This window comes from Ochrobactrum soli (assembly GCF_003664555.1).
Taxonomy (GTDB): Bacteria; Pseudomonadota; Alphaproteobacteria; order Rhizobiales; family Rhizobiaceae; genus Brucella; species Brucella teleogrylli.
Genome location: NZ_RCHH01000012.1, coordinates 64059 through 82159, shown reverse-complemented (window position 1 = coordinate 82159; position 18101 = coordinate 64059). Strand labels below are relative to the sequence as shown.

Here is an 18101-nt window from a genome sequence, read left to right as displayed (position 1 = left end):
AAAGAGGCCAGGGGAACAAAGACGCAATAAAACTGCATCTCTGCCCCTGAATATCTTCACAGTAGCATCGGCATTGGCTGCCGAATGGTCTTAGTCAAGCGAGAAGTCGAAGCGATAGGTCGCCGACACGCCAACCATGAACTGGTCGCGCGAGCCGCGCTCCTTGACGATGCTCGAATCCTTCGCCGGGCCCTGCAGGCGGGTATATTCACCGAACAGGCTGGTATCGATCTTGTCGGTCGCCTTCCAGTTGATGGCGCCGCCGAAACCGGCCGATTTGAAACCCCCGCCGGGATTATATTCCGACAGGCCGGAAGCAGCAGATTCCTCGGCATCGACGCCGTAATAGGTCTTGAAATAGTCCTTCGACGCGAAGGTCGCGCGCGGACCCGCAGAAACGCGGATGACTGGCGTGACATCATAAAAGGCGTCAGCGGAAATGTCGGCAACCACGCCCTTATGGGCGCGAATGCCCTGGCGCACCTCGCCGCGCACGCGCATCCAGTCGGTCGGATAGACTTCGGCAAAGCCGCCCACTTCACCGCCGAACTTGGTGTCTTTCAGTCCGTGAATGTCGTCGTCGCGTTCGAACAGCAGCTTGCCTGCCAGACCGGCGCGGATGCGGTTGTTGTCGATCAGTGCGAAAGAGACATTGTCGTTGCGCGAGGAAAACCGCGTCGACTCGCCCTGACGGCCGAGCGAAATCAGCGGCTGCGCGGAAAAGCGATATTTGTTCGAGCCTTCAAACTTGGGCGCAACCAGCCCGGCGGCGCCGACCTTGAGATACCAGTCACCAGACCAGAAATGCTTGCGGGTCGGCTGAACCGTCTCCGCGGCATAGATATCGGTCTGCTGCACATCGGCGGCATAAGCGATGGAACCGAAGGGAATGAGAGTGCCTGCAACGAGGGCCAGTGAGAGAATACGCAAAACAAATCTCCGACAAACAGCACCTCGAAAGTGCGCAAGGTGTTTAACACTCTCTGACCGAAATACGTAAAATTTAACTTAAATCTTAGGTGGAAAAATAGCTCTTTACAATTCACCTGAAAGAAAGAGCGCGATCCAGCTCTGAAAGCGGGCGCGCGCCGGCCAGCAAGGCGCGGGCCTCTTCTTCATCGCGCTTCATCTGCACGATCAGCGCGTCCAGCCCGTCGAACTTCACTTCACCCCGCAAAAAGCCGAAGAACGAAACGCAGGCGTCTTCGCCGTAGAGATCGCCGGAGAAGTCGAACAGGAATGTTTCAAGAAGCGGTTTACCGTCGCTATCCACCGTCGGGCGGCGACCAAAACTGGCGACGCCGTCATGCAGACTGCCATCCTGCCTGCGGAAGCGGACGGCATAGATGCCATGTTTCAAGCTGGTCTGGGCGCTGACCTGCATATTGGCCGTGGGGAAGCCCAGCGTGCGTCCAAGCTTCTTGCCGTGGATGACTTCGCCACAAACGGCATAGCGATAGCCGAGCAAACCTGCCGCTCCGGCAACATCGCCGTCGCAAAGCAGATTGCGAACCCGCGTGGACGAAACGAGATTGTCGCCCTCATCGGTAAATGCATCGACCAGCGTGACGTGGAAACCAGCGCCCTCGCCTGCCTGCAGGAGAAATTCCGGCGTGCCGCGCCGACCTTTTCCGAAATGGAAATCATAGCCAGTCACGACACGGCTGGCATGAAGCTTTTCGACCAGTATATGCTGCACGAAATCCTCCGCCGACTGGCTGGAGAATTCAGCGGTAAAAGGCTGTTCCACCACCGCATGGAAGCCCATATGCCGCAGGATTGATGCCTTTTCACGCGCATCGGTGAGGCGGTCGATCGGCTCGTCCGGCTTGAAGAAGCTGCGCGGATGCGGCTCGAATGTCAGCACGACCGCAGGCAGATTTTCCTTGGCCGCGATTTCCAGCGCCCGCTCGAGCACGGCCTGATGTCCGCGATGAACGCCATCGAAATTGCCGATGGCCACCACGCAATTGCGCAGGCGCTCCGGCAGGGTGTCGGTTCCCGAAAGGCGTTGGAAATCAGAGTTCGTCATGGTGTGCCTGAGTCTTGACTGGCTTATATCGGGGCTTGCTGATCAGACGAGTGCATAAAGCGAGGCGACCGGGCGATGGCCGTGTTTCTCCAGAAACGCTTCCATCTTCTCAAGATCGACAGCCCCGTTATCCGCATAATCGGCGGCGTGTACGCCGCCCGAAATATAGAGCACATCGAGACCGAAACCGGCAGCGCCCTTCACATCGGTCAGCACACCGTCGCCAATGCCGAGAATACGGCTTTTGTCGACGACGCCGCCGCGAATTTCTTCCGCCGCATGGAGCGCCGCCTCGTAGATCGGGCGATGCGGCTTGCCGGCGATCAACGTGCGCCCGCCCAGCTGGCCGTAATCGCGCGCAAGAGCGCCCGCACACCAGACAAGACGCGGACCGCGCTCAACCATGATGTCGGGATTGGCGCAGATGAAAGGCAGATTGCGCGAACGCAGACGCTGCAGCAGATCGGCGTAATCGGCAGGCGTTTCCACATCGTCATCGGCAAGACCGGTGCAAACGACACCATCGGCCTCGAATTCTTCCACCAGCTCCACATCCAGCCCGTCATAGATCGACAATTCGTTCTCACGACCGATATGCAGAACTTTGCGCGGACCTTCGGCGATCAGATCGCGGGTCACGTCGCCGGAGGTGACGACACGGTCATAGGTATCCGCAGGCACGCCCAGCATTTCCAGCTGCGCTTCGACACCCGGATGCGGGCGCGGAGAATTGGTGACGAGAATGACCGTGACGCCTCTGGCGCGGGCGCGCTTCAGCGCATCGACAGCAGCCGGATGTGCAGCAACGCCATTATGCACCACGCCCCAGACGTCGCAGAAGAACACGTCATACTGGCCGGCCAGGTCATCGAGGCTTTCAAGCTGCTTCATAGTCTTCCTCTTGATATTCCATTTCTGAGGCGAGCATTGCCCGCTTATCTGCGCTGCATGGGCTCCATCTAACGCAGCCGATCAAAACTGTCACGAGCTTTACCGCCAATAAGCCGAGAAAGCGCCGCGTCTAAACACCCCATCAGGAAAGACTTAATAAGCTTACTGGCAGATTCACCGATCATTTACCGCGCTTCGTGACCGACTGTTAGAGAGATGCTGCTAGGAACAGCGCACAACCTTTCGGTTCAACCAAAAGCAACACAACCTTTCGGGCGGGCGTGGATTTGAATAACTGGAGCGGACCAGCAAGGCGGCTATGCGCTGCCTGTGTGACCGGCTTTGCGCGCAAGGCCAATTTCGGACGCCTTGCCGAAAGAGCAAACCGGTTTCGCGGGGATGAGCGTGGCAATTTCGCGATGATCACCGCCATATTGCTGGTGCCGCTGCTCCTTGTCGGTATGGTCGCGATCGATGCGACCAATCTCATGCGCACCCGCAACAACGTGCAGGCCGCGCTCGACGCTGCGGCGCTGGCGGTCGGCAAGCGCTTTTCGACCGGCGCGAGCGAGGCCGACATGCAGGCCTATGGCGGCAAGGTCTTCAATGTGAACCTGACCGCCCTTGCCGCAGACCGCGTCGCCTTTGCCATCAATTTTCCGCGAACATCGAACGATGACCAGCAGATCGAGGCCACCGCAAGCTTCCGATATCCATCGCTGTTTGGTTCCATCGCAGCCCAGCTGACCAATTCGGCGGACGATTGGGACAACAAGCAATATGCGATGAGTTCCTTCGTGCGGTTGAAGAACACCGTCGAAGTGGCGCTGGTGCTCGATAATTCAGGCTCGATGAATGACACCGGCGCAGGTTCGAACAAGCAACGTCTGCAGTTGCTTAAAGATGCCGCAACGCAGCTTGTCGACACCATGGCTGCACAATCGGCGCTGATTACGCGTGTTGAAAAGCCGATACAGTTTTCGCTCGTGCCTTTTGCCGGATCGGTCAATGTCGGGCCGAGCTATCTTAAAGAAACATGGATGGACCCAAGCGGGACCTCCCCGGTCAACCTCGAAAACTTCACCCTGCCTGTTGAGATCGATAATACGCGCAGCATCGTCGAAAACCCGAAAGGCAGCGGCCTTTACTTCAAATCGGGCAGCGGCTGGGGCACGGACAACAACAAGGCATTTTCCCGCGCCGCGCTCTATGCCGATCTTGCAAAGCGTTCGTCCGCCTCCTGGATTCCATGGGCGGGATGTGTCGAAGCGCGCCCCGGAGCATTGGCGCTGGACGTGACGCCCCCAACCGAGAGCAAACCGGAAACCCTGTTCGTGCCAATGTTTGGTCCGGCGGAATATTACGATGTCGATTCGAAAAACAACCCGACGAATCTTACGCTGAACAGCTGGTGGACGGACGATTTGAAATTGAGCGGCGCGGCCCGCCAGAAAGACCTCAAGAAATATTATCTGAACAACGTGCTGTCGAAGCGTTCTGATGGCGGTGGCCCGAATTACAGCTGTACTACTACAGCCATCACGCGCCTGACTGATATCACCAACGATGCGGGTAAGGCCACGATCAAGACGGCCATCAAGGCCATGCAACCGAATGGCGGTACGAATGTGCCCGAAGGCATGGCTTGGGGCTGGCGCACGCTCGTCCAGGGCGCGCCCTTTACGGAGGGTCGCCCGTCGACCGACCGCGGCAACGACAAGGTCGTCATCGTGCTCACCGACGGCGCTAATACCTACTACACCTATAATTCGCTAGCAGGATCGAACAGGGATAAGGCCAGCAATCTGTCCTACTATTCGGCGCATGGCTATACGAGCCGCACCACGAAGGGCTACAGCCAGACCCGGCTCTTTCAGGAAAGCGGCGTGTCTGTTTCACAAGATAACGGCGTCTACACCAAAGCGATGAATGCCCGCTTTGCTACGCTTTGCAACAACGCGAAAAATGCCAACATCATCATTATGACCGTCGCGGTGGACCTGAACAGCAGCAAGACGGACGAAAAAGCCCAGATGGAGCTGCTAAAAACCTGCTCGTCCGATTCCCGTGTTCGCCTCGACGGCGGCAAGCCAGCGAAACTGTTCTGGAATACCACGGGCGGCGAGCTGGCCGAAACCTTCCGCCAGATCGGCGACGAACTGTCAAACCTGCGCATCGCGGGTTGATCCTGCAAACCGAACCACCAAATGCGGAGCGGGCCACCCGGCCCTCCGCATGTTGGGCCACCCGATCCCTTCGCGAACGGTGCAAATTAACCATCATTCGCCTGTCAAATTTTTCAGGCAATCTTGACAAGAAAAGATACGGCCTCTATCTCAAAGGCACGTTAGCACTCTGGAAGAGAGAGTGCTAACAGCGCGGATCGGATTGATCCGCATAACAGGGTTCAACGTCTATAACACCAAGGGTTATACCATGGCTGATATCAAGTTCCGCCCGCTTCATGACCGCGTCGTCGTTCGTCGCGTTGAATCGGAAGCAAAGACCGCTGGCGGGATCATTATCCCTGATTCCGCTAAGGAAAAGCCGCAGGAAGGCGAAGTCGTCGCTGCTGGCGCCGGCGCTCGTGACGAAGCTGGCAAGCTCGTTCCGCTGGACGTCAAGGCTGGCGACCGCGTTCTGTTCGGCAAGTGGTCGGGCACGGAAGTCAAGATTGGCGGCGAAGACCTGCTGATCATGAAGGAATCCGACATTTTGGGTATCGTCGGCTAATTCATTTAGCCCGGAGCATTTCCAGCAAAAGTGCTAAGCGGTTTTGCGTAGGATAATGCTTAAAAACAAAGAGACAGAGCGGTTTCGCTCCTGCCTCAAAACCAACTCACCATACCTGACCGGGATATTCCCAGGAGAGTAAAATGGCTGCAAAAGACGTAAAATTCGGTCGCACTGCGCGCGAAAAGATGCTGCGCGGCGTCGATATCCTCGCTGACGCTGTTAAGGTCACGCTCGGCCCGAAAGGCCGCAACGTCGTGATCGACAAGTCCTTCGGCGCTCCGCGCATCACCAAGGACGGCGTTTCGGTCGCCAAGGAAGTCGAACTGGAAGACAAGTTCGAAAACATGGGCGCACAGATGCTGCGCGAAGTGGCGTCCAAGACCAACGACACTGCCGGTGACGGCACCACCACCGCGACCGTTCTCGGTCAGGCTATCGTTCAGGAAGGCGCCAAGGCTGTTGCCGCTGGCATGAACCCGATGGACCTGAAGCGCGGTATCGACCTCGCAGTTTCGGAAGTTGTTGCAAACCTTCTCGGCAAGGCCAAGAAGATCAACACCTCGGAAGAAGTTGCACAGGTTGGCACGATCTCCGCTAACGGCGAAGCCGAAATCGGCAAGATGATCGCTGAAGCGATGCAGAAAGTCGGCAACGAAGGCGTCATCACGGTTGAAGAAGCCAAGACTGCCGAAACCGAACTCGAAGTCGTTGAAGGCATGCAGTTCGACCGCGGCTACCTGTCGCCGTACTTCGTCACCAACCCTGAAAAGATGGTTGCTGACCTCGAAGACGCCTACATCCTTCTGCACGAAAAGAAGCTCTCGAACCTCCAGGCTCTTCTGCCGGTTCTCGAAGCTGTCGTTCAGACCTCCAAGCCGCTCCTCATCATCGCTGAAGACGTAGAAGGCGAAGCTCTTGCTACCCTCGTCGTCAACAAGCTGCGTGGCGGCCTGAAGATTGCTGCCGTCAAGGCTCCTGGCTTCGGCGACCGCCGCAAGGCCATGCTCGAAGACATCGCGATCCTCACCGGTGGTCAGGTTATCTCCGAAGATCTCGGCATCAAGCTCGAAAGCGTTACGCTCGACATGCTCGGCCGCGCCAAGAAGGTGTCGATCTCCAAGGAAAACACCACGATCGTTGACGGTGCAGGCCAGAAGGCCGAAATCGACGCGCGCGTTGGCCAGATCAAGCAGCAGATCGACGAAACCTCTTCGGACTACGACCGTGAAAAGCTTCAGGAACGCCTTGCCAAGCTCGCTGGCGGCGTTGCCGTGATCCGCGTCGGCGGTGCAACGGAAGTTGAAGTGAAGGAAAAGAAGGACCGCGTTGACGACGCCCTGAACGCAACCCGCGCTGCGGTTGAAGAAGGTATCGTTGCTGGCGGCGGCACCGCTCTGCTCCGCGCTTCGGTTCAGATCAAGGCCAAGGGCATCAATGCTGACCAGGAAGCTGGCATCAACATCGTTCGTCGTGCGATCCAGGCTCCGGCCCGTCAGATCACGACCAACGCTGGTGAAGAAGCTTCGGTCATCGTCGGCAAGATCCTCGAAAACGGCTCCGACACCTTTGGCTACAACACTGCCAACGGCGAATATGGCGATCTGATCGCTCTCGGCATCGTTGACCCGGTCAAGGTTGTCCGCACGGCTCTGCAGAATGCAGCTTCGGTTGCTGGCCTGCTGATCACCACGGAAGCCATGATCGCTGAACTGCCGAAGAAGGATGCAGCTCCGGCTGGCATGCCTGGCGGCATGGGCGGCATGGGCGGCATGGATTTCTAAGAAATCCATAAAGCACGCCCATGAGTGGATAAGCCTGCGCCGCAAAGCGGCGCGGGTGGCGGCATGGATTTCAAGCAAGTCCATAAAGCACTACTTTAAAGAGAACCTCCGGTTTCGACCGGAGGTTTTTTTATGCCTAAAGGACTGATGCGCCAATTATGCACCCGCTCCAATGCGGGATCGCGACCACTGGGCGCCTTTCTGTTACGCAGCGTAACCATCTGTGATTTATAAAAAATTTACCCTTCGCCCCCTTTGCCCAAGATAAAATTCTATTTTAGCAAGTTCTCATTGACTTGAGGCAACCATTCGTGGTCAATCCGGTTGAAATGAGATGGACTTCCAGTTTGCCCCCGCACCCCGGAAGTCCTGTCTCAGGCGACAGGAAAGGCAGGCTTCGGCCTGCCTTTCCACTTTCAGACGCTTCTTTCACAGATTTCCGGCGACCACATTTTTGTGCGTATTTGCGAATGCAGGCCCGTTCGTGCTTTTGCCCGACGCGCTTCAACTTGCCTCCCGCCGATTTTGCCCTATCGTTATCGCAACGGAAAGAGGACGGAAAATCTCATGCGCAAAGAATTGCCTATCGACACTGCCCCCAAGGATGGTCGCAAGATTACGGTCGTCTGGACCGACGAAGACGACCAGCGGAATGAATCCATCGCGCAATATCGTTCGCTGGCGCAATTGAACGCTGGCGGGGGGCAGTGGGACGAGACCGACACCGGCTGGTGGACCTTCACCGACAGCAAGACCCAGCGCAAGATCGAACCGACCGCGTGGATCTCCGAAACCGAGGGCGGCGACGACGATAATGAAGACAACTGAAGAACGCGGAAATTTTCCGCTCAAATAAAGTTGAATTTTATAATCATATTTTGTCAAATAGCGACGTAAGGAAAATACGGAGCTACCAATCCCTCGGTAGTGCTATATTCATTGCCATGACGCCCGGTTGCGGGCTGAAAGCTAGCCGGAGACATGAAATGACCGCCACGCGTACCGAAACAGATACTTTCGGACCGATCGATGTTCCCGCCGACCGCTATTGGGGCGCGCAGACGCAGCGCTCCTTGCAGAATTTCAAGATCGGCGGCGAGCGCATGCCCCTGCCGCTCGTCCATGCTCTGGGCGTTGTGAAACGCGCCGCAGCGGAAACCAATATTGCGCTCGGCAAGCTTGATCCGGTTCTCGGTCAGGTCATCGCGGTTGCAGCTTCCGAAGTGATTGAAGGCAAGCTTGACGATCATTTTCCGCTCGTCGTCTGGCAGACCGGTTCCGGCACGCAGTCGAACATGAACGCCAATGAAGTGATCTCCAATCGCGCCATCGAACTGCTTGGCGGCGAAAAAGGTTCCAAGAAGCCGGTTCATCCGAACGACCACGTCAATATGAGCCAGTCGTCCAATGACAGCTTCCCGACAGCGATCCACATCGCCACGGCGGTTGAAGCCGTCAATCGCCTTTACCCGGCGCTGGAGCATCTGACCAAGGCGCTCAAGGTCAAGGAAGACGCCTTCCGGGACATCATCAAAATCGGACGCACCCATACGCAGGATGCAACGCCCGTCACGCTTGGGCAGGAATTTTCCGGCTATCGCGCAGCGCTTGAATATGCGCGTCATCGTATCGAGCAATCGCTGGCCGATGTTTTCCTGCTTGCGCAGGGCGGTACGGCGGTGGGCACCGGTCTCAATGCGCCGATTGGCTTCGACACCGGTTTTGCCGATGCGGTCAGCGAAATCACCGGCCTCTCCTTCAAGACCGCGCCGAACAAGTTTGAAGCGCTGGCGAGCCATGGCGCGGTTCTCAACTTCCATGGCAGCCTGAACGCGCTGGCGGCTGATCTGTTCAAGATCGCCAATGATATCCGCTTCCTGGGTTCCGGCCCGCGCTCCGGCCTTGGCGAATTGTCCTTGCCGGAAAACGAGCCGGGCTCGTCCATCATGCCCGGCAAGGTGAACCCGACACAGGCGGAGGCCATGACCATGGTGGCAACGCAGGTCTTTGGCAACCAGACCGCCGTGACTGTCGCCGCGAGCCAGGGCCATTTCGAACTGAACGTCTTCAAGCCGGTCATCGCCTATAACGTCCTGCAATCGATCCGCCTGCTCAGCGATGCGATGGTCTCTTTCGCCGATCATTGCGTGGACGGCATCGAAGCCAATGAAACCCGCATCAAGGAATTGCTGGACCGGTCGCTGATGCTGGTGACCGCGCTGGCGCCCGCCATCGGCTATGACGGTGCAGCGAAGATCGCCAAAACCGCACACAAGAACGGCACGACCCTGCGCGAGGAAGCGCTGGCGAGTGGGCTTGTGAGCGCCGAAGACTACGACCGGCTCGTCCGGGCGGAGCGCATGATTGCGCCTGAATAATCAGGGGCAAATGATCGTCTACATGCAGTGAACGAACTGTCGAGAATTATACGTCTTTTCTTGACAGTAGTTAGTCGATAATTGGTGGCTTAGTTCAACAGGAGATAGCTCCCCCATGTCCTCGATTACCCCACAGTCCAACGGCGCTGTAACACTCATCGCCCGCGTGTTTCTTTCGATCCTCTTCATCATTGCCGGTTTCGGCAAGCTGACGGCTATTTCCGGCACGGCTGGTTATTTCTCCAGCATCGGCCTCCCGCTTCCAACGGTTACGGCTGTGGTCGTCGGCCTCGTTGAGTTCGTGGGCGGCATCGCCATTCTCGTTGGCTTCCAGACCCGTATCGCAGCCGCCATCGTCGGCCTGTTCACCATTGGTGCAACGCTCGTTGCGCACATGGACTTTTCTCAAGGCATGAACGCCCTGATGGCGCAGAAGAACCTTGCCATCGCTGGCGGTCTCTTCCTGCTCGCTCTGCATGGCGCAGGCTCGCTGTCGATCGACGCCAAGCGCGGCTGATCAAAGCCTGAATCACAACGCACCGCCTTCGATACTATTGGGCGGTGCGCATGAAATGAATAAAGCCGCGTCCGCATGAAACATCGGGCGCGGCTTTTTTGTTCTGCTCTCGACCGCTTTCGCACCGCCAGCGCGAACACGCAATTTTTATCGAAACAACCTTTTCAGAATCTTCTTCCGATATAGTTTGTGCGGGCAGAGCACCCCGATAATTAAGCCTCCCATTTCAGCATTTAATGACCACCGCTCCGCAAACGATCCATTGCATGCCCAAATTCCTCCCCAAGCATAGATTGTAGAGAAAAATGTCTGTTTCCACCGCAACCCGCAGTCAGTCTCCCACTGGCTCAACCCCTGTTGGAAATTTCGGTTTCGCGCTGACCAGCCTGACCGTTCTGTTCTTCATGTGGGGCTTCATCACCAGCCTCAACGACATTCTGATCCCGCATCTGAAGAACGTCTTCCAGCTCAACTATACCCAGTCGATGCTGATCCAGTTCTGCTTCTTCGGCGCATACTTCATCGTATCCCTGCCCGCCGGAGCATTGGTCAAACGCATCTCCTATAAACGCGCCATCGTCGTCGGCCTTGTGGTCGCTGCGATTGGCTGCGCGCTGTTCATCCCGGCGGCGTCATACCGGGTCTATGGGCTGTTTCTCGGTGCGCTTTTCGTGCTGGCTTCCGGCGTGACGATCCTGCAAGTATCGGCAAACCCCTATGTGACGATCCTCGGCAAGCCGGAAACAGCCGCCAGCCGCCTGACGCTGACACAGGCGTTCAACTCGCTCGGCACTACGATTGCACCGCTTTTCGGCGCATTGCTGATCCTGTCTGCTGCAACCACCGACGCTACCGTCGCGTCCGAAGCGGATGCAGTCAAATTTCCCTATCTCCTGCTGGCACTGGCCTTCGTCGTCCTCGCCATCGTCTTCGCCATCCTGAAACTGCCGGATGTGGAAGCGGAAGAAAGCGCGGTCGCGGACGAAGGTTCTGCCTGGCAGTACCGGCATCTGGTGCTGGGCGCCATCGGCATTTTCGTCTATGTGGGCGCGGAAGTCAGCGTCGGCAGCTTCCTCGTCAATTTCCTGAGTGACCCGAGCGTGGTCGGACTGTCCGAAACCGAAGCTGCGCATCACGTCGCCTATTTCTGGGGTGGCGCCATGGTTGGCCGCTTCATCGGTTCGGCAGCCATGCGCTATATCGATGACGGCAAGGCGCTGGCCTTTAATGCCGTCGTGGCCATTCTGTTGCTGCTCCTCACGGTCGCGACAATCGGCAATGTCTCCATGTGGGCGGTTCTGGCCATTGGCCTGTTCAACTCGATCATGTTCCCGACCATCTTCAGCCTGGCGCTGCATGGACTTGGCAAACATACCAGCCAGGGTTCAGCAATTCTCAATCTCGCCATTGTCGGCGGCGCGATCATTCCGCTGATCCAGGGCGCGCTGGCGGATACGGTCGGCCTTCATTACGCCTTCCTGATGCCTATCATCTGCTATGTCTATATCGCCTTTTATGGCCTCGTTGGCAGCAGACCGAAACGCTAATCCAAAACACAAAAGCCGGTCTGAACTCAGACCGGCTTTTCATTGAACGTCATAGCATAACGAAAGCGTCAGGCCACGAGACCCTTGCGGATACGCTCGGCAATTTCCGCGACACGGGCATTGCCATGGCTGCGGCGCGCCGAGACGAGGCAGGCCTGCGAGCGCAGGATGATGCCATCTTCCAACACCTTGAGACGATTGGCGCGCAAGGTGGAGCCGGTGGACGTAATATCGACAATCATGTCGGCGGACCCTGCCGCCGGAGCGCCTTCGGTCGCGCCGAGGCTTTCCACGATGCGATAGACCTGAATGCCATGCTTTTGCGAGAAGAACTGCTGCGTCAGACGCCAATATTTAGTGGCGATGCGCAAACGGCGACCATGACGCTGGCGAAAATCGGCAGCCACGTCATCAAGGTCGGCCATGCTGGTCACATCGCGCCAGACTTCGGGCACGGCGACAACAACATCGGCGTGACCGAAACCCAGTTCCGCCTCGATGGCCACGCGCTCATCGGCATGGGCCAGTGTTTCGCGCACGAGGTCTTCGCCTGTCACGCCCATATCAACGCTGCCATAACCCAGCTCGCGGGCAATCTCGGAAGCCGACAGGAACAGGATATCGAGATCGTCTTCGCCTTCGACGCGCGCACGATAATTACGGTCGTCATCCGGCAGGATCACCTTGTAACCGGCCTTTTCGAGAACGGCGAGCGTCTGTTCCTTCAGCCGCCCCTTGGACGGCAATGCCAATGTGACGCTCATTTCGTTGCTCCCGCCAGCACTTGCAGCCGGTCCAGCCAGATCGAGAAGCCGACGCCGGGAATGTTTTCGGAAGCGCCGAGCATGGTCAAAAGCCGGTCGTAACGACCGCCGCCCGCCAGAACCGCATCCTTTTCTACGGCCGCGGCGCGGATTTCGTAAACGAGGCCGGTATAATAATCGAGCGGACGCCCGAACGACGCGTCATAGACGATATCGCTGGTCTTGATGCCAGCCGCGGCAATCGCTTCGGCACGGGCTTCGAATTTCTGAAGCACAGCGCCAAGATCGAGCGCATTTTCGGATGCGAAGGCCCGCAATGTCACCGCCGCGGAATCGAGCGTGACATGGGTTTCCAGAAACTGCTTGAGCAGATCGAGCGCCGAAGCGGGGAACCGCGTGGCGGCCAGATCTTCCTTTTCGATCAGGCGGCGGGCGATTTCCGCAGGCGAACGGCCAGCGCCCGGCGAAATGCCAGCTTCCAGCATTTCTGCTTCCAGCGTGCGCGCAAGGCCGGTTTCGTCACCTTCTGCAACGAGAACGGCCAGCGTTTCCGGCAGCGAATCGCGCAGCTTGTCGCCCGTCAGTTCGGCCAGAGCCAGTTGCATGGAATGCGCATCACCGAAGGAACGCAGCAGCTTCTTGCGCCAGCCCTGCGGCAAACCAAGCGCTTTCAGCATGCCTGCGAAAACCGACTGGTCACCCAGCACGATTTCGAGCTTGGCTTGAGGGACAACGGAACGCACACAGGACAGCGCATCGGCAATCGAGCGCGCATCCGAAGCCGCTTCATCGGCAGCACCCAGATCCTCGATGCCTGCCTGAAGAAACTCAGCCGCGCCGTCACGGCGCTGGCGAAACACTTCGCCGAGATAAGCGTAACGCTTCGGCGTTGCGGCATTGAGCGCAATATGGTTGCGGCAGACCGGAATGGTGAATTCCGGCCGCAGGCACAGGCTGTCGCCATTCTCGTTTTCGGTGAGGAAAATGCGACGGCGCAGATCCTCGCCCGCCATATCCAGAAATGGATCGGCAGGCTGGATCAGCGGTATTTCCACCAGATCGGCATCGCGCGCATCAAGCTCAGTGCGAAGCGCGTTGAAAACCGGCGATGTGCGCGTTGCAACCATGATTCCGATCACTTTGCGGCTTGAGCGCGGTCCTGCGCCTGACTGCTGAGAATTTCCCGAACCGCTTCGACCAGTCCGTCTTCCTTGACGGTGATCTGCGCCGGACGGCTCTCGCGCCAGGTCACATTGTCCTCAATCTCGGCGGAAAGGCGCTTGCCCTCGACCAGATCCTTGATCTGCACTTCACCGGCTTCGCGCTCCTGCGAGCCCTGAATGATCACGCATGGCGCATCGCGACGGTCGGCATATTTCATCTGCGCCTTCATGCCGGAACCGCCGACATACATTTCAGCGCGGATGCCCTGCTGCCGCAGATCGGAGACCATCTTCTGATAACGACCGAGGCTTTCCGTGTCCTTGTCCATCACCAGCACGACGACCGGGCCGACGACATCCGACACATCCAGCTTGCCGAGGTTTTTCAGCGCCGTCATCAGGCGCGAAACGCCGATGGAGAAGCCCGTCGCCGGAACCGGCTCGCCACGGAAACGCGACACGAGGCCGTCATAACGACCACCGCCGCCAACCGAACCGAACACGACCTTCTGGCCGTCTTCATTGGTCACGTCGAACAGAAGTTCGGCTTCGAAAACCGGGCCGGTGTAATATTCAAGACCGCGCACCACGGACGGGTCGATCTTCACGCGGCCATCATAGCCGCCTGCCGAGAACAGCGCCTGCATGTCGGAGAGTTCGGTGACACCTTCTTCGCCCTTGGCATTGCCTGCAACGACGGCGCGCAGATTGGCAATCGTATCGGCTCCGGTCGTACCACCGGCGGCGGTAAAGGCCAGCACCTTTTCAATTGCAGCAGGGCTAAGTTCAGCACCCTTGGTAAAATCGCCGCTTTCGTCGAGGCGACCCTTGCCGAGCAGAAGGCGCACGCCCTCCGGGCCGAACTTGTCGAGCTTGTCTATGGCGCGCAGCACGTTCAGGCGCTTGGCAGCATTGCCCTCGCCTTCAAGGCCGATGGCATCCAGCACACCGTCCAGAACCTTGCGGTTGTTGACGCGGATCGCATAGTCGCCACGACGAATGCCAAGGCGCTCCAGTGTGTCGGCCATCATCATGCACATTTCGGCATCGGCAGAGACGTTCGGCGCGCCAACCGTGTCGGCGTCGAACTGCATGAACTGACGGAAGCGGCCCGGGCCCGGCTTCTCATTGCGGAACACCCAGCCATTGCGATAGCTGCGATAAGGCTTCGGCAGCTGCTCGAAATTTTCGGCGACATAGCGCGCCAGCGGCGCGGTCAGATCGTAGCGCAGCGACAGCCACTGCTCATCGTCATCCTGAAAGGAAAACACACCTTCATTCGGACGGTCCTGATCCGGTAGGAACTTTCCGAGCGCGTCGGTATATTCCACCAGCGGCGTTTCCACCGGCTCAAAGCCATAGAGGTCATAGACTTCGCGGATCGTCGCCATCATCTTTTCGGCGGCGCGCAAGTCGTCCGGAACCCGATCGACAAACCCGCGCGGCAGCCGCGCCTTCATCTTGTCCGCTTTATCGGCCATTTTTCCTGCCTGATCGCTAAATATATACAATACATGCCGGAAAAACCGGCAGCAAACCCGTTGCCGGTTTCCTAACCGATCAAGTCCGTTGCGGCAAGTGCGGGAAGCGTGTTCAGCGTGCGGCAATGGCGACGGCAGCGCCCGCCATCACGCCAGCGCTGGTTCTATTGGCAATGCGCATCATGCGCGGGCTGCGCAAAACGCGCCGGGCCTGCGCGGCCAGCACCACCCATGCGGTGTCTACTGCCGCCAGCACGACAAACATGACAGCCAGCAGTTCTGCCCAGCCGACAAGCGAAACGTGGTTGATATTCACGACCGTCGGCAGAATGGCGATGTAAAAGACCATGATCTTCGGATTGCCGAGCGTGACGGCAAGTGCACTGAGAAAAAGCTTGCGCCCTTCACCCTCGCGCGGAATGGCGTTTTCATCCGCTTCTTCATTGACCGGGGCGGTCCACATTTTCCACGACAGATAGATCAGATAGGCCACGCCCGCATATTTCAGCACCAGAAACGCGGTGTGGAAGCTGTTGGCGAGAGCGGACAGGCCCCAGACGGCAAGCGACAGCCACACGGCATCGCCGAGCCAGAGGCCAAACATGAATGGAAAGACGCCCTTATGCCCACGGCTGATGACACGCGCAACCAATGCGCCGACATTCGGCCCCGGCGTGCCCGCAGCAACGACCAGAATACCCGCGAAAGCAATGAGCGATGTCAAATCCATAGCCAATCTCCGAACAAGCGCGTTTTTCTGGCAGAAAGACTGCTCCTTAGCAATCCCTGTTTCTTGGCGCGTAGCTTATTGGGGCCGCTTGAATGCCTGCCGCAGTTTTTCTATTTGGGCACGGCAGTGGCAGCCTTCGATGTGGTCGTTGACCAGACCCATGGCCTGCATGAAGGCATAAACCGTTGTCGGCCCGACGAAGGACCAGCCGCGCTTTTTCAAATCCTTGGAGATGCGGATGGATGTATCGGTTTTCGGATTGGCCACCAGCGTCGGATAATCGACCACGGCGGGGCGGTCCGCCGCACCCGGCTCGAACGACCAGAAATAGGCCGCTAGCGAGCCCTTTTCCGCGACCAGTTCAATGGCGCGGTTTGCATTGTTGATGGTCGATTCGATCTTGCCGCGATGGCGCACGATACCCTTGTCGGCGAGCAGGCGTTCCACGTCTTTTTCGTCATATTGTGCAACGCGGTGGAAATCGAAGCCGTCGAATGCCGTGCGGAAATTTTCGCGCTTGCGCAAAATCGTCAGCCACGACAGCCCCGACTGGAAACCTTCAAGGCATATCTTCTCGAACAACCGGAAATCGTCGGAGACCGGCACGCCCCATTCATTATCATGATAGGCGAGATAATCCGGCAAGACGCCCGGCCAGAAGCAGCGGGTCTTGCCATCCTCGCTGACGATCAAACCTGTCTTGACCTCGGCAACATCACTCATTTTCCCGCCTCCATTTTCTTAGCTCACGACACTATCCGAAAACTGTTTCCCACTTTTCGGGGACATGCGCAAAGCTTCATCGATCATTAAACATGTGACGCAACCCGACGCTAACCACAACTCTACTTAGAGCTTCAGGCAGGCAGAACACGCGACCGAAATTTACCTTTACGATTCCATTGGGGCGCACAATCCCGTCATGAAATTGAACGTTGTTCTCCTGACAGGGCATGTCAGGAGGTGCAGCCAGGCAACCGCGCCAATGAACCCAGACAGGTGAAGAAACCCGGATGATGGCGCAAAGAGGGACGGATCTGGACCATGAAACCACGTCATCTTCTTTTGATCGGATCGCTCGCGGCGATTGCCGTTTCCGTCGTCAGCACCGGCATGGCCTTCGCCAGTGAACGTTATGCAACCCTGCCGCCGGTCGCAGTCAGTCCCGATCTGTCCGCGCCTTGGGTAGCGCAGCTGCACGGCCAGCCTGCTCGCGTGCGCCAGATGCCAGACGGCACCGTCCAGCAGCCCGTGCGCCGCACAACGGTCAAGCAACGCCAGAAGCAGAAATCGAGCTATCGTCAGGTTTCGTACCAGCGCCCGGCGCAAAACCCGGCCACGGCACCGGCCAAGCGCCAGATCGACCCGGCCTATCTGCCGCAGAGCGTTTCCTATTCCGGCAAGGAAAAGCCCGGCACCATCGTCATCGATACAGGCAAGCGCTTTCTCTATCTGGTCGAATCCGGCGGCACGGCGATGCGTTATGGCGTCGGCGTCGGCAAGCAGGGCTTTAGCTGGAAAGGTTCGCAGCGCATCAGCCGCAAGGCCGAATGGCCAAGCTGGACGCCGCCGAAGGAAATGATCGCCCGCGAGCGCAAGAAGGGCCGCATCCTGCCTGCGCGCATGGATGGCGGTGTCAACAATCCGCTTGGCGCACGCGCCCTTTATCTCGGTTCCACGCTTTACCGTATTCACGGCACCAACCAGCCATGGACCATCGGCAAGGCCATGTCTTCCGGCTGCATCCGCATGCGCAACGAGGATGTGACCGATCTCTACGAACGGGTTCCCATCGGCGCCCGCGTCGTGGTTCGCTGACCCGTTGCGGAACAGTTTTACAGTTGAACAAAGCCGCCCTGTCCGCAGGGCGGCTTTTTCCATTCATAATTCTGAAACGTTGGATTATTTGAGGAAAAGAGCCTGCAACAAGTCGCAAAACGACCTGAAAAGGCTTTTGCTTTTCCCGCGAACACCCATATGCTGCCAGTGATGATTTGAGAAAATATGGACGGAGCCGCCAGAGGGCGGCCAGAAATGCGGTTGTACCGGATATGAGCCGGTGCCGTATTTTGATGGAGGGA

At 58.0% G+C, this 18101-nt stretch carries 16 protein-coding genes; 8 read left to right on the top strand and 8 right to left on the bottom strand.

Annotation, left to right across the window (positions count from 1 at the left end):
- Positions 1 to 90: 90 nt before the first annotated feature.
- The 3 genes from D8666_RS18045 to D8666_RS18035 all read right to left on the bottom strand — a co-directional run bounded on the left by D8666_RS18045 (position 91) and on the right by D8666_RS18035 (position 2923).
- The gene (locus D8666_RS18045; RefSeq protein ID WP_109367799.1) at positions 91 to 930 is read right to left on the bottom strand and encodes a MipA/OmpV family protein; all 840 of its coding nucleotides are present in this window, start codon (positions 928 to 930) and stop codon (positions 91 to 93) included.
- Positions 931 to 1042: 112 nt separating this feature from the next.
- A complete protein-coding gene (locus D8666_RS18040; RefSeq protein WP_109367800.1) occupies positions 1043 to 2032 on the bottom strand; it encodes a bifunctional riboflavin kinase/FAD synthetase in 990 nt (329 codons plus the stop codon).
- Positions 2033 to 2074: 42 nt separating this feature from the next.
- Positions 2075 to 2923 (bottom strand): TIGR01459 family HAD-type hydrolase, encoded by an 849-nt coding sequence (locus D8666_RS18035; protein WP_109367801.1) that lies wholly within the window; start codon positions 2921 to 2923, stop codon positions 2075 to 2077.
- Between the two features lie 281 nt (positions 2924 to 3204).
- Here D8666_RS18035 and D8666_RS18030 point away from each other — a divergent pair, with 281 nt between their 5' ends.
- The 7 genes from D8666_RS18030 (at position 3205) to D8666_RS18000 (ending at position 11882) form a co-directional block, all read left to right on the top strand.
- A complete protein-coding gene (locus D8666_RS18030; RefSeq protein ID WP_371830838.1) occupies positions 3205 to 5109 on the top strand; it encodes a TadE/TadG family type IV pilus assembly protein in 1905 nt (634 codons plus the stop codon).
- Positions 5110 to 5359: 250 nt separating this feature from the next.
- Positions 5360 to 5656: a co-chaperone GroES gene (gene groES, locus D8666_RS18025; RefSeq protein ID WP_109368036.1), complete on the top strand. Its 297-nt coding sequence runs from the start codon at positions 5360 to 5362 to the stop codon at positions 5654 to 5656.
- A 143-nt stretch (positions 5657 to 5799) separates the two neighbouring features.
- Positions 5800 to 7440: a chaperonin GroEL gene (groL, locus tag D8666_RS18020; protein ID WP_109367802.1), complete on the top strand. Its 1641-nt coding sequence runs from the start codon at positions 5800 to 5802 to the stop codon at positions 7438 to 7440.
- A 567-nt stretch (positions 7441 to 8007) separates the two neighbouring features.
- Positions 8008 to 8268, top strand: a complete 261-nt coding sequence (locus tag D8666_RS18015; RefSeq protein WP_109367803.1) for a hypothetical protein — start codon at positions 8008 to 8010, stop codon at positions 8266 to 8268.
- A gap of 158 nt (positions 8269 to 8426) precedes the next feature.
- Positions 8427 to 9818 carry a class II fumarate hydratase gene (gene fumC, locus D8666_RS18010; RefSeq protein ID WP_109367804.1) on the top strand — a complete coding sequence of 464 codons (1392 nt, stop codon included), beginning with the start codon at positions 8427 to 8429 and terminating at the stop codon, positions 9816 to 9818.
- Positions 9819 to 9933: 115 nt separating this feature from the next.
- Positions 9934 to 10335 (top strand): DoxX family protein, encoded by a 402-nt coding sequence (locus D8666_RS18005; protein ID WP_109367805.1) that lies wholly within the window; start codon positions 9934 to 9936, stop codon positions 10333 to 10335.
- A 305-nt stretch (positions 10336 to 10640) separates the two neighbouring features.
- Complete coding sequence (locus D8666_RS18000) at positions 10641 to 11882, top strand: sugar MFS transporter (RefSeq protein ID WP_109367806.1); 1242 nt, start codon at positions 10641 to 10643, stop codon at positions 11880 to 11882.
- A 68-nt stretch (positions 11883 to 11950) separates the two neighbouring features.
- Here the strand turns inward: D8666_RS18000 and hisG are convergent, their stop codons facing one another.
- The 5 genes from hisG to D8666_RS17975 all read right to left on the bottom strand — a co-directional run bounded on the left by hisG (position 11951) and on the right by D8666_RS17975 (position 16743).
- On the bottom strand, positions 11951 to 12646 hold the full coding sequence (gene hisG / locus D8666_RS17995; protein ID WP_109367807.1) for an ATP phosphoribosyltransferase: 696 nt from the start codon (positions 12644 to 12646) through the stop codon (positions 11951 to 11953).
- Positions 12643 to 13773, bottom strand: a complete 1131-nt coding sequence (locus tag D8666_RS17990; RefSeq protein WP_109368037.1) for an ATP phosphoribosyltransferase regulatory subunit — start codon at positions 13771 to 13773, stop codon at positions 12643 to 12645. Before D8666_RS17990 ends, hisG begins: the two co-directional genes overlap by 4 nt.
- 8 nt (positions 13774 to 13781) lie before the next feature.
- The gene (hisS, locus tag D8666_RS17985) at positions 13782 to 15290 is read right to left on the bottom strand and encodes a histidine--tRNA ligase (RefSeq protein ID WP_109367808.1); all 1509 of its coding nucleotides are present in this window, start codon (positions 15288 to 15290) and stop codon (positions 13782 to 13784) included.
- Between the two features lie 112 nt (positions 15291 to 15402).
- Entirely contained in the window at positions 15403 to 16020 is a 618-nt protein-coding gene (locus D8666_RS17980; RefSeq protein WP_109367809.1) for a LysE family translocator, read from the bottom strand.
- A gap of 75 nt (positions 16021 to 16095) precedes the next feature.
- The gene (locus D8666_RS17975; RefSeq protein WP_109367810.1) at positions 16096 to 16743 is read right to left on the bottom strand and encodes a DNA-3-methyladenine glycosylase I; all 648 of its coding nucleotides are present in this window, start codon (positions 16741 to 16743) and stop codon (positions 16096 to 16098) included.
- Between the two features lie 321 nt (positions 16744 to 17064).
- Here D8666_RS17975 and D8666_RS17970 point away from each other — a divergent pair, with 321 nt between their 5' ends.
- Entirely contained in the window at positions 17065 to 17838 is a 774-nt protein-coding gene (locus D8666_RS17970) for a L,D-transpeptidase (protein ID WP_121538905.1), read from the top strand.
- Positions 17839 to 18101 lie beyond the last annotated feature (263 nt).

Coding starts and splice junctions, on each gene's coding strand:
- D8666_RS18005 (WP_109367805.1), top strand. CDS start 9,934: ATGTCCTCGATTACCCCACAGTCCAACGGCGCTGTAACACTCATCGCC.
- hisS (WP_109367808.1), bottom strand. CDS start 15,290: ATGGCCGATAAAGCGGACAAGATGAAGGCGCGGCTGCCGCGCGGGTTT.
- D8666_RS17980 (WP_109367809.1), bottom strand. CDS start 16,020: ATGGATTTGACATCGCTCATTGCTTTCGCGGGTATTCTGGTCGTTGCT.
- groES (WP_109368036.1), top strand. CDS start 5,360: ATGGCTGATATCAAGTTCCGCCCGCTTCATGACCGCGTCGTCGTTCGT.
- D8666_RS18035 (WP_109367801.1), bottom strand. CDS start 2,923: ATGAAGCAGCTTGAAAGCCTCGATGACCTGGCCGGCCAGTATGACGTG.
- groL (WP_109367802.1), top strand. CDS start 5,800: ATGGCTGCAAAAGACGTAAAATTCGGTCGCACTGCGCGCGAAAAGATG.
- fumC (WP_109367804.1), top strand. CDS start 8,427: ATGACCGCCACGCGTACCGAAACAGATACTTTCGGACCGATCGATGTT.
- D8666_RS17975 (WP_109367810.1), bottom strand. CDS start 16,743: ATGAGTGATGTTGCCGAGGTCAAGACAGGTTTGATCGTCAGCGAGGAT.
- D8666_RS18040 (WP_109367800.1), bottom strand. CDS start 2,032: ATGACGAACTCTGATTTCCAACGCCTTTCGGGAACCGACACCCTGCCG.
- D8666_RS18015 (WP_109367803.1), top strand. CDS start 8,008: ATGCGCAAAGAATTGCCTATCGACACTGCCCCCAAGGATGGTCGCAAG.
- hisG (WP_109367807.1), bottom strand. CDS start 12,646: ATGAGCGTCACATTGGCATTGCCGTCCAAGGGGCGGCTGAAGGAACAG.
- D8666_RS17970 (WP_121538905.1), top strand. CDS start 17,065: ATGAAACCACGTCATCTTCTTTTGATCGGATCGCTCGCGGCGATTGCC.
- D8666_RS17990 (WP_109368037.1), bottom strand. CDS start 13,773: ATGGTTGCAACGCGCACATCGCCGGTTTTCAACGCGCTTCGCACTGAG.
- D8666_RS18000 (WP_109367806.1), top strand. CDS start 10,641: ATGTCTGTTTCCACCGCAACCCGCAGTCAGTCTCCCACTGGCTCAACC.